The 25069-nt window shown below is 34.8% G+C and carries 27 protein-coding genes, 1 tRNA gene, 1 other RNA gene and 1 pseudogene; 2 read left to right on the plus strand and 28 right to left on the minus strand.

The window, feature by feature from the left end:
* Window positions 1-962: 962 nt before the first annotated feature.
* Entirely contained in the window at window positions 963-2387 is a 1425-nt protein-coding gene (gene gatB / locus OOK85_RS05770; protein WP_264702709.1) for an Asp-tRNA(Asn)/Glu-tRNA(Gln) amidotransferase subunit GatB, read from the minus strand.
* 1182 nt (window positions 2388-3569) lie between these two features.
* Between gatB and ruvX the strand changes: the two genes are divergently transcribed.
* Window positions 3570-4037: a Holliday junction resolvase RuvX gene (ruvX, locus tag OOK85_RS05775; protein WP_010082183.1), complete on the plus strand. Its 468-nt coding sequence runs from the start codon at window positions 3570-3572 to the stop codon at window positions 4035-4037.
* Window positions 4038-4081: 44 nt separating this feature from the next.
* Here ruvX and ruvC read toward each other — a convergent pair whose 3' ends face one another.
* The 10 genes from ruvC to pheS all read right to left on the minus strand — a co-directional run bounded on the left by ruvC (window position 4082) and on the right by pheS (window position 12077).
* The gene (gene ruvC / locus OOK85_RS05780; protein WP_038199503.1) at window positions 4082-4570 is read right to left on the minus strand and encodes a crossover junction endodeoxyribonuclease RuvC; all 489 of its coding nucleotides are present in this window, start codon (window positions 4568-4570) and stop codon (window positions 4082-4084) included.
* Window positions 4571-5398 carry a cytochrome c oxidase subunit 3 gene (locus tag OOK85_RS05785; RefSeq protein WP_264702710.1) on the minus strand — a complete coding sequence of 276 codons (828 nt, stop codon included), beginning with the start codon at window positions 5396-5398 and terminating at the stop codon, window positions 4571-4573.
* A 47-nt stretch (window positions 5399-5445) separates the two neighbouring features.
* Window positions 5446-6177, minus strand: coding sequence for a thiaminase II/PqqC family protein (locus tag OOK85_RS05790; protein ID WP_264702711.1), 732 nt, complete (start codon window positions 6175-6177; stop codon window positions 5446-5448).
* Window positions 6146-6820 (minus strand): thiaminase II/PqqC family protein, encoded by a 675-nt coding sequence (locus tag OOK85_RS05795; protein ID WP_264702712.1) that lies wholly within the window; start codon window positions 6818-6820, stop codon window positions 6146-6148. Before OOK85_RS05795 ends, OOK85_RS05790 begins: the two co-directional genes overlap by 32 nt.
* Window positions 6821-6945: 125 nt before the next feature.
* Entirely contained in the window at window positions 6946-8118 is a 1173-nt protein-coding gene (metK, locus tag OOK85_RS05800; RefSeq protein WP_264702713.1) for a methionine adenosyltransferase, read from the minus strand.
* Between the two features lie 57 nt (window positions 8119-8175).
* A tRNA-Ile gene (locus OOK85_RS05805) sits at window positions 8176-8252 on the minus strand.
* Between the two features lie 9 nt (window positions 8253-8261).
* Window positions 8262-8531, minus strand: a complete 270-nt coding sequence (rpmA, locus tag OOK85_RS05810; protein WP_264702714.1) for a 50S ribosomal protein L27 — start codon at window positions 8529-8531, stop codon at window positions 8262-8264.
* Window positions 8532-8541: 10 nt separating this feature from the next.
* Window positions 8542-8844 carry a 50S ribosomal protein L21 gene (gene rplU / locus OOK85_RS05815; protein WP_264702716.1) on the minus strand — a complete coding sequence of 101 codons (303 nt, stop codon included), beginning with the start codon at window positions 8842-8844 and terminating at the stop codon, window positions 8542-8544.
* An 896-nt stretch (window positions 8845-9740) separates the two neighbouring features.
* The gene (glmU, locus tag OOK85_RS05820; RefSeq protein WP_264702718.1) at window positions 9741-11033 is read right to left on the minus strand and encodes a bifunctional UDP-N-acetylglucosamine diphosphorylase/glucosamine-1-phosphate N-acetyltransferase GlmU; all 1293 of its coding nucleotides are present in this window, start codon (window positions 11031-11033) and stop codon (window positions 9741-9743) included.
* The gene (gene pheS / locus OOK85_RS05825; RefSeq protein WP_264702720.1) at window positions 11034-12077 is read right to left on the minus strand and encodes a phenylalanine--tRNA ligase subunit alpha; all 1044 of its coding nucleotides are present in this window, start codon (window positions 12075-12077) and stop codon (window positions 11034-11036) included.
* A gap of 268 nt (window positions 12078-12345) precedes the next feature.
* Here pheS and OOK85_RS05830 point away from each other — a divergent pair, with 268 nt between their 5' ends.
* A complete protein-coding gene (locus tag OOK85_RS05830; RefSeq protein ID WP_264702189.1) occupies window positions 12346-13296 on the plus strand; it encodes an IS481 family transposase in 951 nt (316 codons plus the stop codon).
* Here the strand turns inward: OOK85_RS05830 and OOK85_RS05835 are convergent.
* The 17 genes and pseudogenes from OOK85_RS05835 to OOK85_RS05915 all read right to left on the minus strand — a co-directional run.
* A pseudogene (locus OOK85_RS05835) lies at window positions 13292-13561 on the minus strand (transposase); the annotation flags it as partial. The gene OOK85_RS05830 and the pseudogene OOK85_RS05835 overlap by 5 nt on opposite strands.
* A 145-nt stretch (window positions 13562-13706) precedes the next feature.
* Window positions 13707-14987, minus strand: a complete 1281-nt coding sequence (gene ispG, locus OOK85_RS05840) for a flavodoxin-dependent (E)-4-hydroxy-3-methylbut-2-enyl-diphosphate synthase (protein WP_264702722.1) — start codon at window positions 14985-14987, stop codon at window positions 13707-13709.
* Window positions 14988-15003: 16 nt separating this feature from the next.
* On the minus strand, window positions 15004-15624 hold the full coding sequence (locus tag OOK85_RS05845) for a TRP75-related protein (RefSeq protein ID WP_264702724.1): 621 nt from the start codon (window positions 15622-15624) through the stop codon (window positions 15004-15006).
* Between the two features lie 196 nt (window positions 15625-15820).
* Complete coding sequence (locus OOK85_RS05850) at window positions 15821-16393, minus strand: hypothetical protein (protein WP_264702726.1); 573 nt, start codon at window positions 16391-16393, stop codon at window positions 15821-15823.
* A gap of 173 nt (window positions 16394-16566) precedes the next feature.
* Window positions 16567-18684, minus strand: coding sequence for an FtsK/SpoIIIE family DNA translocase (locus OOK85_RS05855; RefSeq protein WP_264702728.1), 2118 nt, complete (start codon window positions 18682-18684; stop codon window positions 16567-16569).
* A complete protein-coding gene (locus OOK85_RS05860; RefSeq protein ID WP_264702730.1) occupies window positions 18685-18963 on the minus strand; it encodes a YggT family protein in 279 nt (92 codons plus the stop codon). It abuts the gene before it with no gap.
* A gap of 171 nt (window positions 18964-19134) precedes the next feature.
* Window positions 19135-19410, minus strand: coding sequence for a type II toxin-antitoxin system RelE family toxin (locus tag OOK85_RS05865; protein ID WP_264702732.1), 276 nt, complete (start codon window positions 19408-19410; stop codon window positions 19135-19137).
* On the minus strand, window positions 19401-19622 hold the full coding sequence (locus tag OOK85_RS05870; protein WP_264702734.1) for a hypothetical protein: 222 nt from the start codon (window positions 19620-19622) through the stop codon (window positions 19401-19403). Before OOK85_RS05870 ends, OOK85_RS05865 begins: the two co-directional genes overlap by 10 nt.
* An 83-nt stretch (window positions 19623-19705) precedes the next feature.
* Window positions 19706-20017 (minus strand): type II toxin-antitoxin system RelE family toxin, encoded by a 312-nt coding sequence (locus OOK85_RS05875; protein WP_010962380.1) that lies wholly within the window; start codon window positions 20015-20017, stop codon window positions 19706-19708.
* Window positions 19998-20219, minus strand: a complete 222-nt coding sequence (locus OOK85_RS05880) for a hypothetical protein (RefSeq protein WP_095742622.1) — start codon at window positions 20217-20219, stop codon at window positions 19998-20000. Before OOK85_RS05880 ends, OOK85_RS05875 begins: the two co-directional genes overlap by 20 nt.
* A gap of 106 nt (window positions 20220-20325) precedes the next feature.
* The gene (locus OOK85_RS05885) at window positions 20326-20619 is read right to left on the minus strand and encodes a type II toxin-antitoxin system RelE family toxin (RefSeq protein ID WP_306700832.1); all 294 of its coding nucleotides are present in this window, start codon (window positions 20617-20619) and stop codon (window positions 20326-20328) included.
* Window positions 20600-20818, minus strand: a complete 219-nt coding sequence (locus tag OOK85_RS05890; protein WP_006279413.1) for a hypothetical protein — start codon at window positions 20816-20818, stop codon at window positions 20600-20602. Before OOK85_RS05890 ends, OOK85_RS05885 begins: the two co-directional genes overlap by 20 nt.
* Before the next feature lie 200 nt (window positions 20819-21018).
* Window positions 21019-21456, minus strand: a complete 438-nt coding sequence (locus tag OOK85_RS05895; RefSeq protein WP_006279412.1) for a ClpXP protease specificity-enhancing factor SspB — start codon at window positions 21454-21456, stop codon at window positions 21019-21021.
* Window positions 21457-21479: 23 nt separating this feature from the next.
* Window positions 21480-21816: a transfer-messenger RNA gene (gene ssrA, locus OOK85_RS05900) on the minus strand.
* 124 nt (window positions 21817-21940) lie between these two features.
* Window positions 21941-22531 (minus strand): CvpA family protein, encoded by a 591-nt coding sequence (locus OOK85_RS05905; protein ID WP_182318983.1) that lies wholly within the window; start codon window positions 22529-22531, stop codon window positions 21941-21943.
* Window positions 22532-22588: 57 nt separating this feature from the next.
* Window positions 22589-23185, minus strand: a complete 597-nt coding sequence (locus tag OOK85_RS05910; protein ID WP_264702741.1) for a riboflavin synthase — start codon at window positions 23183-23185, stop codon at window positions 22589-22591.
* Window positions 23186-23374: 189 nt separating this feature from the next.
* Window positions 23375-25066, minus strand: coding sequence for a hypothetical protein (locus tag OOK85_RS05915; RefSeq protein ID WP_264702743.1), 1692 nt, complete (start codon window positions 25064-25066; stop codon window positions 23375-23377).
* Window positions 25067-25069: the final 3 nt, after the last annotated feature.

A 25069-nucleotide genomic window follows, 5' to 3' on the forward strand; every position in this document is an offset into this window, starting at 1 on the left:
AAATTTCCTCTCTTATTTCTTCAAGAAGAGCTTTTGCTTTCTCATATGATAGAAACTCCTCTTCTTCTTTCTCCAGCAAAATCAGCACTTCTTCCTGGTAACGGCTGTAAAAGTGCTTTTCATCAGTATTGCTGAATTCCTTGCCCAATTCACTCTTAATAATTTCACTAAGTTCAGTTCCGCTTGGCAAATTGACTGCAAATACTAATTTATTTAAAAAGTCTTCTATTTCTTTATCGCTGACTTCTCTACCTACCTCACGCTTTATAAAATTCTTATTCTCCTGCAAATATGAGATAATGCTATCATCAAATTTATATCTTACACCATCACCTACATCCAGAAACTCATCTTGTGTGTCTATTCTTATGACTGAAATTTCCTTTCCTTTATTCTTCCCACTCGGCATCATTCTCAGCTTTCTTACTGGATGCGATGTCGAATCCGCGGAATCAAAATCATCATTTGTAATAATGACAAAATCCTCTATTTCACCCTCAAACTCTCCACTACTTTTGATCTTTAAATAAGCAATGAGATATTTTATTAAGCCAAACGCACCATTCTTTCCCGGTGTTAATAAGTCACCTATACTGATCTTTTTGTGCCTACCCTTCCTGTGCTTGACTTGTATGAATCTAAGTACTATTTTCCCATCTTGTTCATACCGAAGAACAATATCATCAAAATCCTTAGCTGATTTTTTCTCTGTGAATAGGCGGAAAGAATACTCTCTGTCTACTGCATGTTTAGGAAACAGCATTAGCCATCTTGCTTGATACATAATACCATGAAAGGTGCGCTTAACCACCAAGCAGGACGATCTTCTAGACACCCTCAGCCTCACATAATTTTAAAAATAGTACCAACAAATGGTAAAAGAGTAATAAATCGATATGTCACGATATACTGCAACGTAGACTTGGGAATACTACAATATGTGCTGTTATGCAAATAAAAAACTAACTGTTCAGTTTCTCACTCAAGATTGAATTCACTATATCAGGGCTGGCTTTTCCCTTGGTAGATTTCATGACCTCGCCGACAAAGAATCCGTATAGTCTTGTTTTGCCGCTTTTGTATTCTTGAACTTTATCTTGGTTGTCATTGATGATTTTGTCAATGATTTCTGATATTTGACCTTTATCGGTTATTTGCTTTAGGTTCTGCTCTTCTATAATAAGGGATGCAGGCTTCCCAGTTTCAAACATAATATCAAAAACTTGTTTGCCGAGCTTAGCAGAGATCGTTCCATCAACGATAAAATTGAGGAGCTCGGACAAGGCATTTGCTTTGATTGGAGAGCTTGTAATATCGATACCTGCTTTATTTAAACGACCGAAAAGCTCTACAGTGAGCCAAGTAACAGCGAGCTTTGAATCGTGCTTTTTTATTAATTCTTCAAAATAATCAGCAATTGCTTTATCAGAAGTAATAACGTCTGCATCGTATTCATTGATACTGAGCTCTTTAACGTACCGCAGTTTTTTTTGATCTGGCAACTCAGGCAAAGATGATTGAATTAAATCAATTTTCTCCTGGCTTACCTCAACAGGTAATAAATCAGGCTCAGGGAAGTATCTATAGTCGCTTGCATCTTCTTTGTTTCGCATCACTTTTGTTTTTCCCGAAGCAACGTCAAACAATAAGGTATCTTGACTTATTTCTTCCCCACCTTCTAAAATTTCAATTTGTCTTTGTATTTCATAGTCTATAGCTTGCACAATATAACGTATCGAGTTCAGATTTTTTATCTCACAACGAGTGCCAAATGTGCTACTGCCTTTTAGGCGGACAGAAACATTTGCATCACAACGAAGTGATCCCTTTTCCATATCACCATCACATGAACCAATGTAACGCAAAATCTGCCTCAATTTTTTCATGCATTCTGCAGCTTCTGCAGATGAACGGAGATCTGGTTCTGAAACAATTTCCATTAAAGCAACCCCTGCACGATTTAAATCTACATAAGTTTTGCTTTCCTCATGAACGCTCTTTCCTGCATCTTGCTCTAAATGAATTCTCGCAATTCTTATTTCTTTTTCATTATCGTTGATAAATACTCTACCGTTTTTAACTATTGGCTCAAAAAACTGGGTTATCTGGTAACCTTGCGGTAAATCGGGATAAAAATAATTTTTCCGGTCGAAGTAAGAACACTTATTAATTTCTGCAGAAAGTGCAAGACCAGTGCGTATTGCTTGCTCTATGCAGTAATAATTTAGTATTGGCAGCGTACCTGGCATTGCCGCATCAACTAGAGAAACTTGAGTGTTATGCTCAGCACCAAACTCCGTTGATGAGCTAGAAAATAGCTTCGTATTAGAAGAAACTTGAGCGTGCACCTCAAGCCCAATTACCGCTTCCCAATCCTCTTTCGTCATGTATTTTATTTAAATGATAATCTTAATATTCTGCAAAATTAACACAAAAAGTCAAAACAAAACTCATGTTAGCTAAGTAGTATGCAGATTGTTTTACCCATAGAAACGGGTTAAATGCAAAAGATTACTTGACAAACTCCGCCAGCGCCCTTATCATGAAACTGAAGCTATTTATTTATCTTCGCAATCTGTGCAGGTTAATGACAAAAAACTTAGGGTATTTGGCGTCTCATGTTTAATTTTTCGCACTACGTGCATCGCATGTCTTTAAAAATTTTTAGGTTTTTACCTATATAAGCCGAAACACGCTTACAAAGCGTTTAAGACAGCAAAAAACGTCAAATTGACAAGGGAGAATTTGAATGCTAGCTACCCTAGGGTTTCTTTGCCTTTTTTCCTGCTTAGTAAATTTCTTGAACACTTGCGGTGTAGGTTAGTTGCAAGTTAAAAGCAGCTAAATTGCAGTGTTTAAGACTTAAAAAACGCCAATACTGAAAATAGACAATGATCAGGGCTTCTTTTGCCTTTTTTTTTATTTGGTAAATTTCTTAAACATTTATAGCTAAACGACAACCGTCATCCCGCTGCTTGTTAGCGGCCGAGATACCGCGAATGAATCGCGGTATGACGTAGGATTGCTGTCATTCCAGTGCCAAGCACTGGGATCTAGCCTTTATTATGCAGTCACTTGGTTGAAATTAAGTCTTCTGGATCCCAGTGTCAGCTACTTGGATGACACCATTCTTTTTCCTGGATTCCAGTGTCTGGGCACTGGAATGACATCCTCCCTTGTGGAGATTGCTCTCAAATCACAATGTTCGTACAGCTATGCAAATACAAAGGTGTCATTCCAGCGCGTGACGCTGGAATCCAGTTGAGCTATTTCAACAAAAATACTGCATTTTGAGATGAACGTTTATTCTCACCAGACTTATTTACAAGTATAACAATTAAAGTCTGGATTCCAGTGTCAAGCACTGGAATGACATCATAGGGGCACTGCCGTTTTGGATGGAAACCAGTGTCAGCTACTTAGATGATACCTTTTTTCTACTTAGTTTGGGTTATGCAAGAAGTCTATTGCATTCCTGAGCAATTTGATTCATTATTCTTTTTGTAAAAAATTTTCTTAACTTTTTCTCCACTTTTTTGGGTAAGGTCACTTTAAAGGAAGTCTAATAGATGCTACATAGAAATCCAGATGAGTTTCTAAAGTCTATTCCAAAAGATAAGCGCATAATGTGCCTTGACATGGGAGAAAAGCAAATAGGCATAGCATTTAGCGATAAAACACAGCTCATAGCCACAGCTCATAGCATATATCACAGAAAAAATATGAGCAAAGATTTAGGTTATCTGCATAGAATATTCAAAGAAAATGAATCTGGATCAATGGTAATAGGACTACCATTAAAAATGGACGAGCAAGAAACTAAATGGTGTAAAACTATAATCCAATTCGCAAATAAAATAATAAAAAAATATAAAGTAAATATATACTTACAAGACGAAAGCTTCTCAACATCTATCGCAACTCATACACTAAAAATTACTGGAATATCAATCACAAAATCGAAAAAAATAGATGATAAAATCTCCGCATGTATTATTTTGCAACGAACGTTAGACAAGATAAATACAATCAAATAGTTTTTCCAGATCTGGAAATCTTCAAACTGAATCCCATATAAAAGTTACTCAACAAAACAAGAACCTTTCGTATAAGCATGACAAATTGCTACAGCAAGAGCGTCAGCAGCATGGTGGCATTTTATACTCAAATTTTTAACTATTTGCTTCACCATAAATATAATCTGATCCTTATCAGCATGGCCATTTCCGGTAATGCTTTTTTTTACATAGTTTGCATCATATTCATTCATAGTTAGCTTTGTTATTTTTAACGCTAAAATTACAACCCCTCTTGCATATCCTAAAGTTAGTGAAGATTTAGGATTTTTATTAACAAAAATTTTCTCCACCGCAGCTTCATTCGGAGAGTATAGGGAAATTACTTTCTTTAATTGTTCAAAAATTATATGTAGGCGTTCACCTGTACCCAATTTACCATCAGTTGATATGGTACCGCCGCCCAAAAATTCAATATTATTTTTTTCGTTCAGGCTGATAATGGCCCACCCAGTCTTGCTTATTCCTGGATCTAGACCTATTATTTTAACCACTTAATAAACGCTTAACCAATAGACAAACAAAAATAAAAATATCCAGACTACATCTACAAAGTGCCAATACCAGGAGGCAAACTCAAAGCACAAATGGTCCTGAAGTGTAAATTGGCCTTTCCGTGCTCTAAATAAACACACTGATAAAAATATTATTCCTATTATAACGTGTGCGCAGTGAAAACCGGTAATCATATAAAAATTGGATGTATAAATAAGCTTTTCTCCTGTTTCTTGTAGAGAAAAACTCGCTTCATGATACTCTATTGCTTGCACTATTATAAAAAAAACTCCAAGCAATATAGTTATGGACAGCATTTTAATCATGCTCTTTTTATCATTTTTAAGTAAAGAGTGATTTGCCCAAGTAATTGTTGTACCAGAAAGCAATAATATTAACGTATTCATGAACGGTAGTGACCACGGATCAGGTGGCAAAATTCCCTCAGGGGGCCATTCAACTTTTTTTGCAGGAGAAAACGCCTCAAATAAAAAAACTGGATCAAGCCAGGCTTTAAAGAATGAACAAAAGAACACTATAAAAAATACGACCTCCGAGAGAATAAATAAGTACATTGCAAATTTGAGTCCATGTTTTACAATGGCAGTGTGACATTTGTCATAAATGGCCTCCCTTATTACATCTCTCCACCAATAGAACAGCACCCCTGATACTGCGGGGATGCCTAAAACTAAACCAAACATTCCGAAAATTTGTTTATGAAGCGCGCCAACTAACCCAAGTGCAAGAATAAGAATTGCTGCTGATATAGCAATTGGCCAAGGGCTTGGATCTACTAAATGAAAATCATGTTCTTTACTTTTCATAGCATTTTAAAAAATACTTATTAAGGATACAAATTAGCTTAAAATTGTCAATATTCCTTAAAATCTTGATTGAATTGTGAAAAATTATATGCACCATTCAAAAAATCTAACATGAATTGGGCGCTTATTCTAAATAACTTAAGCATCCTGCTCTTTTCATTTTCTCTTGCCCTGCTGCAATATTCATCAACAATATTTTCTAAAATAATGCATCCAGATTCTATAAAACTACCGCTATAAAAATCAAACCAATCCTTATATCTATTATTTTTCTTGAATCTATTTTTCATACTATCAACGATAGTCTTGTATATAAACATATAAGAATACAAAACTGTTATGGCTTCATAAGTGTTGCTATATGAGGTAGACAAAAGAAAATTAGTGAAATTTAAGCACTCAAGAGATTTCTCTCCACGATTTATAGCATATATAGCAAAGTAGTGGTTATGCAAAATTCTTTCAATAGCAATTGCCCCTCGAGCCACCCTAATAAGTGAAACAACATTGTTACAGTCTTCTACCCTGGATGCAGTAATTAAAACGGTACGAATATAATCACTCAAGAGTAATGTACCTTGTTGAATATAGAATCTGAAACTTTCTATACTTAGAGTGTTATTCGCCAATTCAACATTAAAAGGATGCTCAATTATATCCTTTAAAAGATTTGATCCATAACAACTCTTAATTATACCACTGAACACTACAATACTGCCAACGCAAACAATTTGTGCTAATGCGTTTTTATTGAGGTATATTAGAGTAATATGCCTCATTCAAAAACACTATCTCTAGCTCCAGTCCTTTTCTACAAAGCTCATATATCTTTTCCTTTTCACAATCACTAGCTTTTTTGTATAGCTCACTTGTAATATCACTAACCTCTTCAACCACCGCGTCCATTCCTTTGCTATTACAGATATCAATCCACTTTTTGTATTTGTTACTTTTAATCCCCTTAGTTGTTATCTCATTTGCCATATGGCATATAACAATTTGGTATACATTAAAGGAAGAATAAGACAACACTAAGGTCTCAGTAACAGAATTGTGATACGCAGTACTCATGAAAAGGTCAACACAGGCAGAACAAGCTCTTGACTTTTTATGATTATCAGATAGATCACAATCCTCGAAATATTTTTTATATTGTTCTCGAAAATCAAATGCTCCTTTTGCTATATCAATTAACCTACTTATTGTTTCAACATCATTAACTTTAGCTGCAACAACTAAGTGAGCACGAGCGCAATCTACAGAACCTAGAAAATCCTGCTGAAGGTAAAATTTAAATCTTTTATAATCTAAAGTACCATTCATCAATTCAACATAAAAAGGATGTTCTTTCATCTTATCAATAAGATCGGAAAACTCTTTTACAATTATGTTGTACAGTTCTCCTTCTATTTCGTTATACACTTTATGAGCCTCACAATAAAAACTGAATATAATAATTATTACTAATATAGTATCATTATTATGAAAAAGCAATTATACTTTAACAATAAGCTAGTATATAAATATTGGGCTGTAAATCAAAAATTTTAGCAATCTAAAGAAATTTTACTATTACCTTCTATATTGAATTCTCTACAAAGATCAGCAGACAAGTTCATGCTTTCCCAAGAAAATCCACCGTCCCTTTCCGACTGTTTACCAAAATGTCCATAACAGGCTGTACGTTTATATATAGGATGATTAAGCGATAAATGCTTGATTATGCCTTTTGTTGATAAATCTATATTATTCTCGATAAACTTTTTAATTACTCCTTCCTCTACCATATTCGTACCAAATGTATCAATATAGAATGAAGTAGGTTTTGATATACCAATTGCATAAGAAAACTGCACCAGACAACGTTCAGCCAACCCTGCAAAGACAATATTTTTAGCAAGATATCTTGCCATATAAGCCGCAGATCTATCAACTTTGGTTGCATCTTTTCCGGAAAACGCTCCTCCACCGTGTGGAATATAACCTCCATAAGTATCAACCATAATTTTCCGTCCGGTTAATCCACAATCACCAACCGGCCCACCAATAACAAATCTACCAGTTGGATTGACTAAGAGATTTTCCTCAGGACACATCCATCCTTCAGGTAAATATGAAACTATGTAAGGGTAAATTATTTCTTTTACTTTTGATTGATCCAAATCCTCAGGGTGCTGTATTGAGACAATAATACTTTCAGCACGTACCGGGAGGTTATTCTCATATGCCAAAGTGATTTGTGACTTTGCATCCGGACCAAGTTTTGCTTCTTTAACTGCGCTCATGATATTTTTCAGAATCGAGTGCGCATAAAAAATGGGAGCCGGCATAAGGTTTTCTGTCTCTGTTGTTGCATAGCCATACATTATGCCCTGATCTCCAGCACCTTGATCCAACCCTATTGCAATGTCATTTGATTGCTCATGTAATAATATATTTACCTTCACTTTTCTCCAGTGGAAACCATCATGCTCATAACCAATATCTTTTATTGTATTCCGTACAATACTTTCAATCCTGCTCTTTTTGATGTTAGGCCCGAATACTTCCCCAGCTATAATAACGTTATCTTTGGTGACTAAAGTCTCTATTGCAGCTCGCGCAAAAGGATCAGTGAAAAGGTATTCATCAAGTATTGCATCTGAAATTTGATCTGCTACTTTATCTGGATGACCAGCCGCCACTGATTCACTGGTTATTAAATTTTTATATAAACTCATGTTTTTGCTTATACAACATCAAAACCGCTATAGAAAACACAGTTAGTAACTACTAAATGGTGGGTCTGGGAAGAGTTGAACCTCCGACCTCACGCTTATCAGGCGTGCGCTCTAACCACCTGAGCTACAGACCCCTGATTTATTCAAGCTGAAGCTTTCATATTATCTGTAGGCAAGATATCAATAAAAGTCTTTTTATTTGCTGATCTTCTAAAGCTGACCCAGCCTTCTATTTTAGCAAAAATCGTATGATCTTTACCTATACCAACATTCTTTCCAGGATGGAATTTTGTGCCTCTTTGGCGTACAATTATGTTACCAGGAATAACTTTTCCATTCCTCTTTATCCCTAACCTACGACCTGCCGAATCTCTACCATTACAGGAACTACCACCTGATTTTTTAGTTGCCATATCTTACCTCTTACTTTTGAAGACTAATTTCATTTATACGAAGAACAGTTATATACTGCCTATGACCAGTTTTCCTACGGTAATTTTTTCTTCTTTTCTTCTTAAAGATTATAATTTTTTCCCCCCTGCACTGCTCCAATACTTCAGCTTTAACAGTAGCATTAGATGAATAAGATAAGCCATTATTTGAAACACAAATCACCTTATTGATTTCCACCTCTTTTTTTTCCTCAGCTTCTAACTTCTCTACTTTTATTATACTGCCTTCTTTTACTAAATATTGCTTCCCACCAGTCTCAATTACTGCAAACATGATAAATATAAATTATTGTTATTAACTTTAATCGTAAACGATGTCATATACGCTGTCAATATAAATAAAAAGCATGACTTAACGTTCTTTTTTAGCTATCTAAACACTTCTATCTTTCTTCACCCTTTATCTACTTTTTCTCAGACAGTAGACTTCTTGCATAACCTAAGCAGAAAAAAGGCAAATAGTTATTATAGCTCTAAGTTTACCGACGATAAGAACCGTCATTCAAGTAGCCCCTCCCTGCCATCCAAGTAGCCTTCTCTTCCTGTCATCTAAGTAGCCTCCTTCTCCTGTCATCCCAGTGCCCAGACACTGGGATCCAGGTTGGATACTGAGTTGGTGAGTATAAAAGTGTTGTGTTATGGCTAACGCTAACTCTACGTCATACTGCGATTCATTCGCGGTATCTCATCCGTTAACACGTAGCGGGATACTTAACCTTCATACCGCGATTCATTCGCGGTATCTCTAGATCCCGCTCACAAGCAGCGGGATGACGGTTGTCGTTTAGCCATAAATATTTAAGAAACTTACCAAATGAAAAAAAAGGCAAAAGAAACCCCGTGGTGCTGGTTTTGACCCTCTAATACTTTAAATTGGCGCTATAATAATGTGCTGACGCTTAGTTTAAGCGCGGTTTGGCTGAATGTAGAAAAAATTTAAAAGGCATGCAGCAGCTATAATTTTATGTAATCCGCCAAAAGATACCCTGAGTTTTTTACTGAATTTTGTCATTGAACCTGCGCAGATCAAAAACAAGTTTTGAGTCAAAAATACCCTTAATACTATAATAAGGGGGCTGGCGAAGTTTGTAAAGCAATTTTTTTTGTTTCTATTGAATGACAGTTGTGGCCTGGGAGGTAATGCAAGAAGTCTAATATAATTACAGCGAATTACTTTATTCTCTTAATCACCTGCTTTTCCCTTGCTATTGCAAGGCTTTTTTCTGGTACATCCTCAACTATAACACTACCTGCTGCAATTACAGATTCATCATGAATATTAAGCGGCGCAATTAGTGAGCTATTGGCACCAACAAAGCAATTGCTCCCTATATTCGTTTCATGTTTATTTTTCCCATCATAATTACAAACAATAGTGCCTGCTCCTATATTACTCTCCTGCCCTACTTTAGCATTTCCTATATAACTTAAGTGTTTTATTCTAGTGTTTTGACCAACTTCACTTGTTTTCACTTCCACAAAATTTCCTATTTTTGCCTTATTACCAATTGTTGTGTTTCCGCGTATTCTGGTAAATGGACCGACCTCAGCATTACTTTTAATTAAGCAGTTTTCTAAATGCGAAAATGGCAGTATTTTCGCACCAGACTCTATTTTCACTCCAGTACCGAAAAAAACATATGGGTAAATAACTGAATCTCTGGCAATTTGCGTATCAAGAGAAAAGAAAACAGTCTCTGGTGCAACAAGCGTTACTCCGGAGTCGGTAAAAACTTTTCTTTTATTTTCTTGAAAGTAAAATTCAGCTTTTATAAGGTCATTTCTGTTATTTATTCCAGTTGCCTCTTCTCCACCGGTAATAACGTAACCGACATTTAAATTACTCTTCACTGCAATAGAAACTATATCAGTCAAATAATATTCATGAGTTGAGCTATTGCACTCTATTTTCTCCACCAATTCACGTAAATTCTTTGCACATGCCACCATTATTCCAGCATTGGCAAGAAATTCTTCATGATTATTTTTATCACTCTTTGCTTCTACGATTTCTCTTAAGGAACCATTCTCAATAATTAACCTACCGTATTCTTTATTGCTTGTCATAAAACCTAGGCAAACTAGAGCCTTGCCTTCTAAATAACTAATCATTTTAGTTATTGTGCTGCTTTTTATGAGCGGAGTATCCCCATACTGCACAACAACTATGCTTGAATCTGGCAATTCTCTTAGGTTTCTCATTGCAGTTTTGACTGCATCTCCAGTGCCAAGTGTTAATTCTTGTGTAATTAACTGTATATCCTTAAAGCACTTTAGTCTTTCAATTAAAGGCAGATCAACTACAACAGCAATATTTTCAGGATTTAACTGTTTTGCATTGTAAATGACATGCTGGAGCATGGAAAAATTGCCTATTTTGTGCAGAACCTTAGGCAAATCTGAATTCATCCGCCTGCCATGCCCGGCAGCAAGTATGATAAAAGTATGAGCTTTATTTATCACTTATCTTAAAGATGAAAAATGAAAACCATAATGATCAAGCCAACTGATTTTGTTATCGTAAAAGCTTCTTAGGTCGCTGATTTGATATTTTAGCATCGCAAGCCTTTCTATACCAATGCCAAACGCAAAACCGTTGTATTTAGTATGGTCTATTCCAACATTTTGAAAGACATTTGGATGCACCATACCACATCCAAGCACTTCTATCCATTTACTACCTTTATAACTTATGTCCACTTCCGCAGAGGGTTCAGTAAAAGGAAAAAAACTATTACGAAAACGTATCTTCAGCCCTTTATCTCCAAAGAACTTATTAAGGAAGTGATGAATAGTAAATTTTAACTGGCCCATATTGACATTCTCATTGACATATAACCCTTCTATCTGGTGAAACATAGGAGTATGAGTTGCATCAAAGTCATTTCTGTATACCCTACCAGGGGCTACTATTTTAATTGGGAACTTTTTTGTTTTTTCCATGATTCTAATCTGTACAGATGAGGTGTGAGTGCGCAGTACCATTCTTTTATCGTTTATTTTATTCTTTAAGTAGAAGGTATCTTGCTCCTCTCGCGCAGGATGATGACTTGGAGTATTCAGTGCATCAAATACATGAAATTCATCTTCAATATCAGGGCCATCAACTGCTTTAAAACCCATATGTGCAAAAATAAGCTTTACTTCATTTAGAACCTTACTGAGTGGATGGATCTTGCCGATTTTTTCTGGTCTAACAGGCAACGTAATATCAACTGCCTCGTTCTGCAATTTAAAGCTAACTTCTTCTGTTTTTAGCACATTTTCCCTATTCATGATAAGATGATCTATCTTATCACGTAAAGCGTTAATAACTGCACCTAAATCACGCTTTTTCTCTGCATTTTCTATCTTTTTTAAGTTATCAAAATACGCTCTAACTACACCCTTTTTTCCCAAATATAATAGCCTAACTTTTTCTAAATCTTGCAAAGAAGAAGCATTCTCAATTTCGGAAACTGCTTTATCTTCAAGTGAAAGTATGTCATCTAATAACTCTTTATTCATCTTAAAAATGCTGGCTTAAACTTTCATTATAGTGAAATTTTAAATATCATCAACAATCCGAAAAATTGCCCTATTCTGATTATTAATTTATTGACTAATTAATCTTTTTTATTTACCTTTGCGTTGATGAATTTGCTGTATCAACTATGCACAACAGTAACACTGAAACTAAGAATAAGTATAAAATAGAGGATTTACCTAGGTGTACAGTCCCAGAGTGTGATGGTATGATAAAATATGAGAAAAAAATACCATCAAAGGAGGAGTTATGGGACAAATATTACATGGGTGCGCCAAAACAACACAGACGATTCGTAGAGCAATACAAAATAGAAAAGAGAGCATAGCAAAACTCTCCAAGCATTATAACCTTAATCCAAAAACTATTATTAAGTGGAGAAAACGTTCATTTACGAAAGATGCTGATATGGGTCCAAAGCGTCCAAGATCGACTGTTTTAACGCTAGAAGAGGAAGCTATAATAGTTACATTTCGCAAGTATACACTACTGCCACTAGATGATTGCCTTTACGCTCTGCAGTCTACAATTCCGCATTTGACTCGCTCTAGCTTGCATCGTTGTTTACAAAGACACAACATTAGCAGATTACCAACTGTTGATGGAGAAGTTAAGTCAAAAAAGAAATTCAAACAATATCCTATCGGTTACTTTCATATTGATATTGCTGAAGTTAGAACTGAGGAGGGCAAATTACATTTGTTTGTTGCTATTGATAGGACATCCAAATTTACCTATGTTGAGTTGCGTAACAGTGCTACAAAACCCATAGCTGCTGAGTTCTTACGTAATTTGATTAGAATTTTACCGTATAAAATCCATACTATTTTGACAGATAACGGTATACAATTTACAAACCAGAAGCGTCATAAGTATGCTTTCCAACATATATTTGATAGAGTTTGCGAAGAGAATGTTATTGAACATCGTTTGACAAAAGTTAGCCATCCTTGGACGAATGGGCAAGTCGAGCGTATGAATAAAACTTTAAAGGATGCTACAGTTAAGAAGTATTACTATCAATCGCACCAGCAACTTAAAGAACACCTTTATAACTTTGTTATGGCTTATAATTATGCAAAGAGACTCAAAACTCTTAAGGGTCTTACTCCTTATGAATTTATATGTTATCAGTGGACACAGTCTCCAGAATTATTTATACTAAATCCACACCATCACACTCTGGGACCATACACCTAGGCGTCAAAAGCTCAAATGAACCTGCACTTGTCCGTAAAGTCTTTCCATTTCTCCCATTTCTTCGATTATTCTCTTCACTTTCAGCTAATAAGTGATTTTCTATTTCACCTTCCAAACTTGCCTCCAGCAGCTTTTTTATAAATGGTGTAAATGCTCCATCCCTTCCTGTCAACGGTTTTCCTTCTCGTATATACGACAGGATATTTGTTTCTAATTCTTTATAATCTACCAATCCGGTAATTCTGTTTACTATTTTTTGACTCATTGTCAAACCTCCATTTTTTTTTATATCAATTTATTACTTTTTTTTCGGTTTGACACACTTTTTTGAACATTCCCAACGAAAAAAGAAAAACAAGGTTTAATTTTCTTTTTTATTTGCGATTTATCTATTAATCAACCGTGAAAGGTTACGTGTAATGCTCCTTCACATAATTATCAATAATTGCCTTAAATTCTTCAGAGACATTATCACCTTGTAAAGTTTTGAAATATTTGCCGTCTTTGTAGACTGCTGAAACAGGTTTTTCTCCATATCCAGGCAAGCTAATTCCCAAGTTTGCGTGTTTGCTTTCTCCAGGACCGTTTACTATGCATCCCATAACAGCAATGCTCATATGCTCTACACCTGGATTTTTTTTCTTCCACATCGGTATATGAGTTTTTATATAGCCATTCACTTCTTCAGTTAATATACGAAAACGATCGCTACTCGTGCGCCCACAACCAGGACATGAATTAACTTGAGGGTTAAAGTATCGCAAGCCTATAGACTGCAATATTTCCTGACACACCACCACTTCATTAGTACGAGATTCACCAGGGCGTTGAGTTAAAGAAGCACGTATTGTGTCTCCAATACCATTTTGCAATAAATAAGTAAGCCCTGCTGTGGTATTTATCACGCCTTTATTACCCATACCAGCTTCAGTTAAGCCCAAGTGCAAAGCATAATTAGAAAATTTTACAAGCGCTGTGTAGACCGAAATTAAATCTTGTACTCTACTGACTTTACACGAAATGATTATTTTGTTTGAATTTAGACCAATTTCTTCAGCTTTTTTTGCACTATCAAGAGCAGACATTACAAGTGCTTTGCGCAGTATAACATCAGAAGGCCTTGAATTACTAAGCGAAGAGTTTTCATCCATCAATTTTTGCAAAAGGTATTTATCAAGACTACCCCAATTTACTCCAATTCTAACCGGAAGATCGTGCATTATTGCATACTCTATCACCCTTTCAAACTTCTCATCACGTTTGTCACCAAAGCCTATATTGCCTGGATTGATTCTAATTTTACCCAGTATTTTGATGTTGTCTGGATAATCTTGAACTAATTTATCTAGCTCATATTGACCGCAGCCTACCAATATTTTACCGTCAAAACCTTCTTTATTTATCTCTTCTACTATATAAGGTATGGCCCTTGCTACTTCTTCTGAATTCAAAGCAATCCGTACTAACTCTGAACCTGCACGCGCTAGTTCTGTTATCTCTTTTGCATAATGTTTTGCGCTACTTTTTATATCATCAGAATCTATATGCACACCAAGCGCCATAGATTGTACAACTACAGGATTATTTCCGCCTATCTTTACTTTTCCAACTTCTACAACATGAGTTTTGTGCCTGGAAATCGGCAGTAATTCATATGCATCATCATTCAATATCAGGTCTTTATCTAGCATATTATTAATTGTGATACTATTTTACTGTGTCAGCTACGCTGCCAAATGAACTTGAACCATTCAAACTATAAGCATCTACGTTATCCAAATTAGCAATAGAATCATGTGAGCACGTTCTTCTTGATGGAGTTTCTTTTATAGTGATATTTATAGGAGAAACTTTCTTTTCTCGTGTTGAAGTAACTTTCTTCTCTTCTTGTTGTTCACTTTCATGCTGCTTATTTTCATACTGGGAAACTGGCTCTTGATCTATAAATACAGCACCCTTTAAACGTGCGATATTAATACCATGCTGATTTATCATAGCGCTCTCTTCATCGTCGACTATGCACGCTTCCATGTCATTTGGCTCATTATCAAGACTAGCAATTTTTTTCTCTTTTAATTTTTTGATTAAATCTTCTTTATTTATAGCTCGATCTTGTAACTTTTTTTTCTTGAGCAATTCCCTGCGCTTTTCATACAGTTTATATGACTCAGCAAAATCCTCATCTGTATGAAAGTTTGCACCACCAGGGTTACCAGGAGGTATGTATTTCTTACTGAGCTTAGATTTAGCTTCAGCACTATGCACAGTAAAAAAGCTAGAAACCAAAAACATTAATATAAACAAAACTTTAGAAAAAATCCTAAGCATATGGTGCTATAGTAAATATCGTGTTTTAAAAGATAGCAATTAACAAACTTTAAGTAAACCAGAATCTTTACTAACTTTACAATACAAATATTTTTCTAAAAAGTGATATATTTACTATCAAAAACCTACATAAGCTAAGAGAAGAGTAAGGTGTTACAAGTTGTGTAACACCTTTTCAAGAAGAGTGTTATGCAGCTTAGTTTGGCATTTGCATATGCTTCTTTTCATTGCCATCGATAGCATCTACATTATTAAGTTTTGCGTCTGGCGTATCTTTAGACGAGTTCTTTTCTTTCTCCCTTTCACACTTAACTCCCTGATAGATACAGAATGCAACAAAAGAAGTTATCGCTATCGCAGCAACAGCACTGACTATGGCACAAGTTAGTATTGCTTGTTCTTGCCCGCCTACTACCTCTGCAAATGTCTCTACTTTTTCTTCTAAGCCTGTAAATTTTTCTTGCAAACCATCTAGGTACTCTTGTACCTTCTGAAATTTCTCAGCATCACCTGTTTGACTTTTTTGTAATTCCCCTAACAGATCAGATATTTTTTGGAATTGTGTAGCATCGCCTGTTTGACTACTTTGCAAATTCCCCAGCTCACTGAGTATATTTTGAAATTTCTCAGCATCACCTGTTTGGCTTTTTTGCAATTCTCCTAATAGATCAGATATTTTTTGGAATTGCGTAGCATCACCTAATTGGCTTTCCTGCAGTGCTGTTACATCTGATTTGTCAAAACCGAACACAAATTTAGTTATACCCATTTCTAACCCCCTAGCTAATTAATATATTACTATTGTACGTTCTTAGTACTTAAATTAGTATTAAATCAATTGTCATTATGTATTGACTTTTTAATAATTTTGTTTAACTTGCTTTTTGAAAGTGCGGAAACTTAAATTAAGGTATTTACAAGGTTGCAAAAAAAGAAGCCCTGTTATTCAACCAATATCTCTCTCTTTCCTGAATAATTTGGAGCACTGACAATACCTTCCTTTTCCATTCTTTCAACGATGTTTGCGGCTCTGTTATAGCCTATTCTAAGTTGTCGTTGAATGTAACTGGTTGAAACTTTTTGATCTCTTTGAATGATGGCCACTGCTTGGTTGTAAAGGTCGTTTTCTTCATCCTCTGTTTCACCTTCTGATTCCACAGAAGAATTTTCATCTTCTTTGGTGATTTCCTCCATGTAGTTTGGCTCACCTTGCATTTTCAGATGATCAACTATATCTTGTACCTCATTATCACTTACAAATGGGCCGTGAACTCGAATGATCTTACCACCAGAGGCCATATAGAGCATATCACCCATGCCGAGCAATTGTTCAGCCCCTTGTTCGCCAAGTATTGTACGGCTATCTATCTTAGAAGTAACAGCAAAACTGATTCTCGTTGGAAAGTTCGCCTTTATCACACCTGTAATCACATCCACAGATGGGCGTTGTGTTGCCATTATGATGTGTATTCCTGCAGCACGAGCCATCTGAGCTAAGCGTTGAATAGAGCACTCTATTTCTTTGCCGGCAACAAGCATCAAATCTGCCATTTCATCCACGATCACTACAATATACGGAAATGTCTCCATCTTGATTGGTATTTTTTCAAACAAAGGCTTACCTGTTGTTGAGTTAAAGCCAATCTGCACAACGCGCTCTAATTCTATTCCACTATTCATCGCTTCTGTGATTTTTTGATTATAGTTTATAACATTGCGTACATTCAAATACGACATCATGCGATAGCGGTTTTCCATTTCTTTCACTATCCACTTAAGAGCGATAACAGCCTTTTTTGGCTCTGTTACCACTGGCGTTATTAGATGCGGTATTGCATCATATATTGAAAGCTCAAGCATTTTTGGGTCGATCATTATCATCTTGCATTCGTCAGGACTTAATCGATAAACGAGCGACAGAATCATAGTGTTAATCGCAACTGATTTACCAGACCCTGTGGTTCCAGCAACGAGCAAGTGAGGCATTTTAGTTAGATCTGCAATAACTGGTTTTCCACTTATTTCTTTGCCAAGTGCAATTGGAAGATTTAAGTTTGCATTTTGGTATTCTGGTGATTCAAGCAAATCACGCAGTATTACAATTTCCCGTTCCTTGTTCGGCAACTCTATTCCCATAGCATTTTGCCCACGAATTATTGAAATACGTGCAGAGAGTGCACTCATCGAACGTGCAATGTCATCTGCAAGGCCAATTACTCTTGCAGATTTCGTACCAGCTTGTGGTTCAAGTTTGTATAAAGTCACAACCGGCCCATAGCATACACTGATAATTTTTCCTTGCACGCCAAAATCACTCAGGACTTGTTCCAGCAGAGATAAATTTTTATTGCTCTCCATTTCATTCAGCTGCTTTCTCTGCAAAGACTCTTCTGCTTTGGAAAGTAAATGGATGCTTGGAAACTCAAAATCACTAGACGGTTTAAAAATCTCCTCAGTGGCTTTTTCCTGTCTTTTTCTTGGTTGCTGTTTAGTGGTGATTTGAGTTCTATGTTTTTCTTCTACTACTAATGGTGCAACTGAATATTCAGCAGTTTTATGTGATCTGAAGAATGGAACATTTACAAATAAGCAAACTATTTTTTTGAATAGGAAAAATATAGAGTAAATTGTTCTCTTCCAACCAATTAGTCCTACAAGACCTATTGATGTTACTATCACAAATACATAAAATGGGCAGTTATTAATGAGTGCATTCCCTATTATTCCACTGTGTCTGTACCTTGCAGTGATGCCTAGCGAAAGTTGTGGTAATATAGCACATACCCCTAAATTGATTAATATTAAATAGAGAATTTTCAGCAGTATTTTTGCTGGCCTGAAGATCAACAAGTAAACTATGGTTGTAGCTATTGTAACACTAGTTAATCCAAGAAATTGAACCAATATATCAGCTAAATATGAACCTACTATTCCACCTAAATTTGTCACTTCCTCATTTGTAGCCGTGTTTAAGGAAGGATCTTTATAGTTGTAGCTAAAAACTGATATATATATTAAGAGTGATAGGTATATCGCTGATTTGAGATATTTTTTTAACATCTACCTAAAGTAGTAAGCTACTGTATATTTTACAAAGTGAATTGCTATTAGCAATATCATTATAGATAAATCTAATCCGTTGAACGGTGGTATATATCTTCTAATAATCTTTAGTGGTGGATATGTCAATTGGTTCAAGATGTGCATTATGCTACTGACAGTTTCATTATATATGTTCACCATATTAAGTTTAACCAGCCAGTTTAGGACAACCCAACATATTAGAATGAAGCTATAAAGATCAAGTAACGTATTGAGTAGATATATGATTGGATGCATACATATCTATTACACGAAAGTTATATAAAAGACAAGTATTTAGCCTTTTCAAACTCAAAATGTTGTTTTTGCTGAACCAAAAAAAACTTCATTTTTTGAGCTGCGCAAAGCCACCTAAAGTAGAGAATGGACAAGGAAGGAGGGGTGTATAATATATATTAATGTTGATATTTATTTCTTATAAATATCATCTCTATGTCCTATCTCTGTGATAGTTACTATATGATCTAATTGATTTACTCTGTAAATTACACGATAGTCACCAACTCTTAGCCTTCTAAATCCTTTTAAGTTATGATGTAGTGGTTCACCAAAATTTATTGGGTCAACTGTAAGACGTTCTTTTATAGCCTTTTGAACTCTTAGCCTTATTATCTTTGGAAGGTTTGGTAAATCTTTTTCAACAACACTCTTTAGAGACTTAACCTTGTAACGCTCTAATCCCACTTAATATCTTCAAAATCAACTGTTTCTGCACCTTCAACATCACGCTCATCAGAAATTTTAGATACTAAAAAATTCTCCATTTCAAGCTCAACTGCTTCTCTAAATAGTTTTCCTGCTAATTCTTGAACGGGCTGTTTAGTAAATTCAGATAATTCAGCAAGATGCTTTAAAGTTTCTTCGCTAAGAGCTATGTTAATGCCTGAATTTGCCATATGTTTTACCAAAGTCCACTAATAATTATACAACATTTTTTTTAATTTTTCAATAAAGAAAGGAGTGGTGTATAAAAATATATTTAATGTTTCAGTAGGTCCAATATTGCCTGCTTGTAAATATTGTCCCTGTGTCCTATTGAAACAATAATTACTATACGTTTTACAGTATTTACACGGTAGACAATACGATAATCATCAGCAACTTTTATTCTTCTATGTTCCTTTAATCTCTTGCGTAGCAACACACCGTTACCAATAGGATCAGTCTCAAGATACTCTTTTATTGCATCTTTAATACTTGGCTTTACATCTTCCGGCAAGGAAGGCAAATTTCTTTTAAGAACATGCTTTAGATATTTAATGGTGTATTGCTTATTTCCAGATGTCTTCACTATCCTCTACTTCTTCTGCATCATCAGAATTTAACTCCCTAATAATTTTGGAAAATGCAATATCTTCCGCTTCAAGTTCGATTGCTTCCTTGACTAGCTTTTCTGTTAATTTTTGAACAGACTGCTTGGTGGCTCTAGCTAGTTCAACAAGATGCTGCGAAGTTTCTGGGTTGAAAGTTACACTAACTTTTGAATTTACCATAAGTTTTACCAAAGTCTACTACTATAGCTATTTTACAACATTTTTTTTAATTTTTGAATAAAGAAAGGAAGGAAGGAGGGCTGTATAAAAATATATTTAATGTTTATCAAGTAGCCTTCTCATAAATGGTGTCTCTATGTCCTGCTGTAGCAACAAATACCTTATGTTTTGCAATATTTACAGTATAAATAATTCGATAATCACTAACCCTTATTCTTCTATACCCTTTTAGCCTGCCACGTAATGGTTTACCAAATTTAATTGGATCAGTTGTAAGCCGCTCGTTTATCGCTTTTGTAATCCTTGATCTTATTGTTTTTGGAAGATTTAGAAAATCTCTTTCAGTAAAGTTTTTTGAGTAGACAATATCGTATTTCAGTTTATGTCCTCTCCCTTTCAGATAGTACTGTGTTCCAGTCTACATCCTCACATTCCTTAATAGTTTTATATAACGCAATATCTTCTACTTCGCACTCGATTCCTTCGATGACTAACCTTTTTGCTAGTTCTTGAACGGATTCCTTGGTGATTTCAGCTAACTTAGTAAGGTTATGTGAAGTTTTTGGGTCAAAAGTTATACTAATTCCTGAATCTGTCATATGTTTTACCAAAGTCTACTAATAATTATACAACATTTTTCTGAATTTTTCAATAAAGGAAGTTGATGATATGTAAGAAAAATTTTGCCACCTGCGTTAATAAATAATTAAAGATTTAGCATATTTATCTACCCTCTATTCTATTACTTAAGTTAGACCACTTTTTTCTATTAATATTTTTTGTTTATAAAGATGAGCAGTTACTCATCACGCAGTTGATCTATGGATATAATACTACCGTTTGATAGTTTTTCAGTACATTTTTCACTTTTGTATTCTTTATCAGAGTCGATACTGATTTTGTCAAATATTAAAACATCTCCTGAAATTTTATCACGAAACTCACTAATAGCAAAAAACGGTATAGTAATTCGCTCTTGTTTTCCTTGAAAACTCAAACTGACGCTAAATTTATCCTCAGAAACTTTTAAATCATAGAATTGATGCTGTAATATAATAAGCATTTGAGTAGGGTATGACTTTTTCAAACGATCTGGCATGGTCACACCATTAAAATATGTGAAAAATAATATTTCTAAGTGAGGGATAAAACCATTACCTGATATAACATCTAAAGTCTTTTTGATAACTTGAAACTTAGCAGAATTAAGCAGTTTTTTGTAATCTGTTTGCTCCATATAACTTTCACATACGTAAATTTTGGGGGAACTTCTGTTACCCGGCGTTCCCTGAACCGTGCTTTAGTAATAAATTGGTTGTGCTAAATTAAGCAGCAACACAACATTCATTACTACCAGCAGCAAAGTTATCGTTTGCATTTAAATTATGAACTCTTAGCGGTGGTGTCTAACCGAGCAAAGCTACCATCTTTACTATGCATGTCGATCCTTATTCGTCCCCGTATAAATTAAAAAACATGGTGGAGACGCCGAGTACTGCCCTCGGGTCCAATACACCTATTACAAGGTAATTTTATCGCTATAGTACACAAAATGTACATAGCTATTATATAGCAACATTAAATAAATGTCAAGATATTATGACCTTAAGTTGATTTATTGCTAAAACAAAATTAATATTTCCAGTAAAAAATTCTGTGCTCTTAACCTGACACATATGGCTTTTTGAATACTCCCAATGAAAATATTTATAAATAAATATTTACTCTTCTTTTTTATTGTTTTTAGGTTTTTCTTGATCAACCATTTCTCCACCGATCTCTTTTATTTTTAGTATCAACGACTCTGGTACATACATGTCAATTACTTCTTCTGCTGTCACAAATAAAGCCTGATAAGAGTGTGAATTTATTATCCAATTAGGCAATATGTCTTCTGCTTCTATTTTATACTCTCCCTCTTTTTTGTCATATACTGTGTAGCAATATAAGTGCACAGCAAAAAATAATACATAAGAGAGCAATATTCCTTTAAGCACTCCGAGAAAGATTCCAGTAACTCTATCGATAAACCCCAACCTTATGGGTGATAATATGTACATTAGCCAGTTATTTATTATCATGAATATAAGATTAAGTATAATAAATACAGAGATTGTAGAAAGTATGTTTAGTGTAACTTTAGAATCAAAATATTTACTATAATTTGGAGTGAAAAAATCATAGTGATTAGCTGTCAGAAAGACCGATAAAAATAGAAACATTAGTGCGCATAGCTCTTTTATAAAGCCTCTAGTTACCGAGATTATTACGCATAGAACAACAATGAAGATAATTAGGCTATCGAAAAGCATGTTTTATATCTATATGGTTTTCAAGATATAATAGTTGTAAATAACAAGGTTGTAAAATTAATTGTATTTATGCTGCATCAATTGATCTAAATACCTAGCGATCATGTCAATTTCTAAATTCAAATAATCATTTACTTTGTTGTACTGAAAAGTTGTATTTTCCCATGTATAGGGAGTGATATTTACTGTAAATTCCTGATTAATAACTGAATTCACTGTGAGGGAAACCCCATCTAGTGTAACGGAGCTTTTTTTTGCAACAAATTTAATTAATTCTTGTGGGCACGATAGTTTGATTTCATGAGAATCTAAATTTTGATTAATTGTTAAAATTTTTACTATCCCATCAACATGACCCTGAACCAGGTGGCCATCGATCTTATCGCTTAATCTCATTGCTTGTTCGAGATTTATTTTTTTTCCTATTCTCCACGTATTTAAGTTAGCAACCTTCATAGTTTCTTGAGATGCTTGGACTGTAAATGTATCGCTCATTATATCAACAACAGTTAAACACACACCAGAGCAAGCTATTGAATCTCCTTTATTTATAGAGGATAAATTTTGTGTCTTGATATGGAAAATTTGATCAGAGTTGGAGTGAGTGGTAGTATCAGTTATAGTCCCGATATCCGTGATAATTCCTTTAAACATATGGTGAAAATAAATAATTTTACCATGAAAAATTTTTTACAACAACTTATTTCTATTTTGTTATAGTTAAAGTAATTCTGGTTTACCGACAATTTAAAAAACGACAAATTCGTCATCCCGCTACGTGTTAGCGGGATCTAGAGATACCGCGAATGAATCGCGGTATGACGCAGGAAAACTGAGTCTGCACTAGCTATAGGTGCGAGAAAGGGGATCGTTTTCACTTACTTGCTTAATAGATTCTATAGAATATTCAGAATATATAAAGTAAGCTAAACTCAAAACACATAATGCAGTTAATATTGGTAACCCTATGTTCAATGCTAGCCCAATACTTTCTCTTTTTTCTGGTGGCACTAATCCTTTTAACATTGACACTTTTCCTGATGGAAAATGCCATAAGCAAAGTGTTGATGCAGATGCTACTATTATAAATAGACAAAAATAAGCCTTTTTTGAGGAAAATACAGTTTTTAACGGTGATTTGAGTGTAATGTTAGTAGGTGGTAGAGTTTTAGCTTCATTTGTTGCTGGTGAAGGGTGTGTAGTTTTATTTGGTAGATTTCTGTTTTCACGAGAAATGCTTTCAGGTTGTGGAGAAGGTTGTTGTATATAAACACCTGAAACTAATTTAAGCAATTGCTCTTTTTTTCTATATACTTGTTTTTGTAAATATTCTTTACCTAAAAGTGAGTTACTAAGAGGTTGTGGCCTTTCGAGTATCTGTAATACTTCTGATATTTCACCTGGCTCTAATATTGCACGTAATTGTTTATCTTGAAAGTAAACAATATTGAATACTGAGCTGAAAATATTGCGAAATGTTTCTGGATCTTGATCTTTGTATCCACTCATCACTTCAATAAATATTTCATCGAGTTTTTTCCCCCTGTACTCAATTTGGTTATCTATCATAGCTACTCTAGTATCATTTCGTGCTTGTTTTATGGTAGGTTGTTTTTCTTCCTCTGATAGTTCTTTAGCCTGCTTTTTCGATTTTTTTCTATTAGCTTTAAAATACTCTGTGTGCGAAGTAGTTTGACCTACATTCTGTTCTGCTTCTTGAGGTATTGGATTTTCTATACTACCCCCTGTCATCCGAGTAGCTTGACTACTTGGATCCATGTTTCTTTTTTCCTGGTCAAACGCTGGAATAACACCAAATGGTATATTGTTGCTCTGTATAGAAAATTTTGGCAATTGTTGGGAAAAGAATTGTGACGTATTAAAAAAATTGGGTAGACAGAAAAAAGATCTAAACCAGAAAACGTTTTCATGCATTGCAGCAACTACTATCGAAACACGTGTAACTTGTTTTCCATTATTTGTTACATCGAAGCCAAATGAGCCTGTAACTGGTACGATTTGTTTATTTTGTGCATTTTTTTGGTTAGTTTCACTCTGTTCTTTTTTGTCTTCATTTTCAGTTTTTTCTGCATGTTGTAGCTTTTCATTTAGAAATAACTCGATTTGGTACAAGTTGTCCAGGTTAATGTTTTCAACGTCTGTTTGTAGCGTTATCGTTGTGCCCTGCAGAAGGATTTGAGGCGGAGCACTATTTACGAATTCTTCTACAGTTTTATAACTGTTAGTTTTACAGTAGTTATTATATAGTTCACTGCTTTCTTTGGGCACTTTTATGTTGGCTGTAAATTTTTTTTCCCGGGAAAGGCAGATTTTGAAAAAATCAATTAAAGAGTTTATTTGAAATAATCTTATATTAAAGGTGTCTTTATCTGTTGCTGTTAGCTCAAATGAAAATTCTTGTATATTACTTTCAATACTTCTCGAGCGAATAGCACTGATCTTAATTGTTTCGCTAGAAAATGCTTTACTTATGTTTCTGGATTTTTCCTTAAAGAGCTTAGGCTCTGTGGACAAAAA

It is taken from the genome of Wolbachia endosymbiont (group A) of Volucella inflata (assembly GCF_947250665.1).
GTDB classification, from domain to species: Bacteria; Pseudomonadota; Alphaproteobacteria; order Rickettsiales; family Anaplasmataceae; genus Wolbachia; species Wolbachia pipientis.

What these genes read in the sequence shown, in the direction of transcription:
- OOK85_RS05785 (WP_264702710.1), bottom strand. Translation starts at nt 5,398, where the DNA reads ATGAAAAGTAAAGAACATGATTTTCATTTAGTAGATCCAAGCCCTTGG.
- OOK85_RS05880 (WP_095742622.1), bottom strand. Translation starts at nt 20,219, where the DNA reads ATGGTAAATTCAAAAGTTAGTGTAACTTTCAACCCAGAAACTTCGCAG.
- OOK85_RS05850 (WP_264702726.1), bottom strand. Translation starts at nt 16,393, where the DNA reads ATGGGTATAACTAAATTTGTGTTCGGTTTTGACAAATCAGATGTAACA.
- OOK85_RS05895 (WP_006279412.1), bottom strand. Translation starts at nt 21,456, where the DNA reads ATGGAGCAAACAGATTACAAAAAACTGCTTAATTCTGCTAAGTTTCAA.
- rplU (WP_264702716.1), bottom strand. Translation starts at nt 8,844, where the DNA reads ATGTTTGCAGTAATTGAGACTGGTGGGAAGCAATATTTAGTAAAAGAA.
- metK (WP_264702713.1), bottom strand. Translation starts at nt 8,118, where the DNA reads ATGAGTTTATATAAAAATTTAATAACCAGTGAATCAGTGGCGGCTGGT.
- OOK85_RS05845 (WP_264702724.1), bottom strand. Translation starts at nt 15,624, where the DNA reads ATGCTTAGGATTTTTTCTAAAGTTTTGTTTATATTAATGTTTTTGGTT.
- OOK85_RS05790 (WP_264702711.1), bottom strand. Translation starts at nt 6,177, where the DNA reads ATGAGGCATATTACTCTAATATACCTCAATAAAAACGCATTAGCACAA.
- OOK85_RS05890 (WP_006279413.1), bottom strand. Translation starts at nt 20,818, where the DNA reads ATGACAGATTCAGGAATTAGTATAACTTTTGACCCAAAAACTTCACAT.
- OOK85_RS05860 (WP_264702730.1), bottom strand. Translation starts at nt 18,963, where the DNA reads ATGCATCCAATCATATATCTACTCAATACGTTACTTGATCTTTATAGC.
- gatB (WP_264702709.1), bottom strand. Translation starts at nt 2,387, where the DNA reads ATGACGAAAGAGGATTGGGAAGCGGTAATTGGGCTTGAGGTGCACGCT.
- pheS (WP_264702720.1), bottom strand. Translation starts at nt 12,077, where the DNA reads ATGAATAAAGAGTTATTAGATGACATACTTTCACTTGAAGATAAAGCA.
- OOK85_RS05910 (WP_264702741.1), bottom strand. Translation starts at nt 23,185, where the DNA reads ATGTTTAAAGGAATTATCACGGATATCGGGACTATAACTGATACTACC.
- OOK85_RS05830 (WP_264702189.1), top strand. Translation starts at nt 12,346, where the DNA reads ATGGGACAAATATTACATGGGTGCGCCAAAACAACACAGACGATTCGT.
- ispG (WP_264702722.1), bottom strand. Translation starts at nt 14,987, where the DNA reads ATGCTAGATAAAGACCTGATATTGAATGATGATGCATATGAATTACTG.
- OOK85_RS05905 (WP_182318983.1), bottom strand. Translation starts at nt 22,531, where the DNA reads ATGCTTTTCGATAGCCTAATTATCTTCATTGTTGTTCTATGCGTAATA.
- OOK85_RS05855 (WP_264702728.1), bottom strand. Translation starts at nt 18,684, where the DNA reads ATGTTAAAAAAATATCTCAAATCAGCGATATACCTATCACTCTTAATA.
- OOK85_RS05870 (WP_264702734.1), bottom strand. Translation starts at nt 19,622, where the DNA reads ATGGCAAATTCAGGCATTAACATAGCTCTTAGCGAAGAAACTTTAAAG.
- rpmA (WP_264702714.1), bottom strand. Translation starts at nt 8,531, where the DNA reads ATGGCAACTAAAAAATCAGGTGGTAGTTCCTGTAATGGTAGAGATTCG.
- ruvX (WP_010082183.1), top strand. Translation starts at nt 3,570, where the DNA reads ATGCTACATAGAAATCCAGATGAGTTTCTAAAGTCTATTCCAAAAGAT.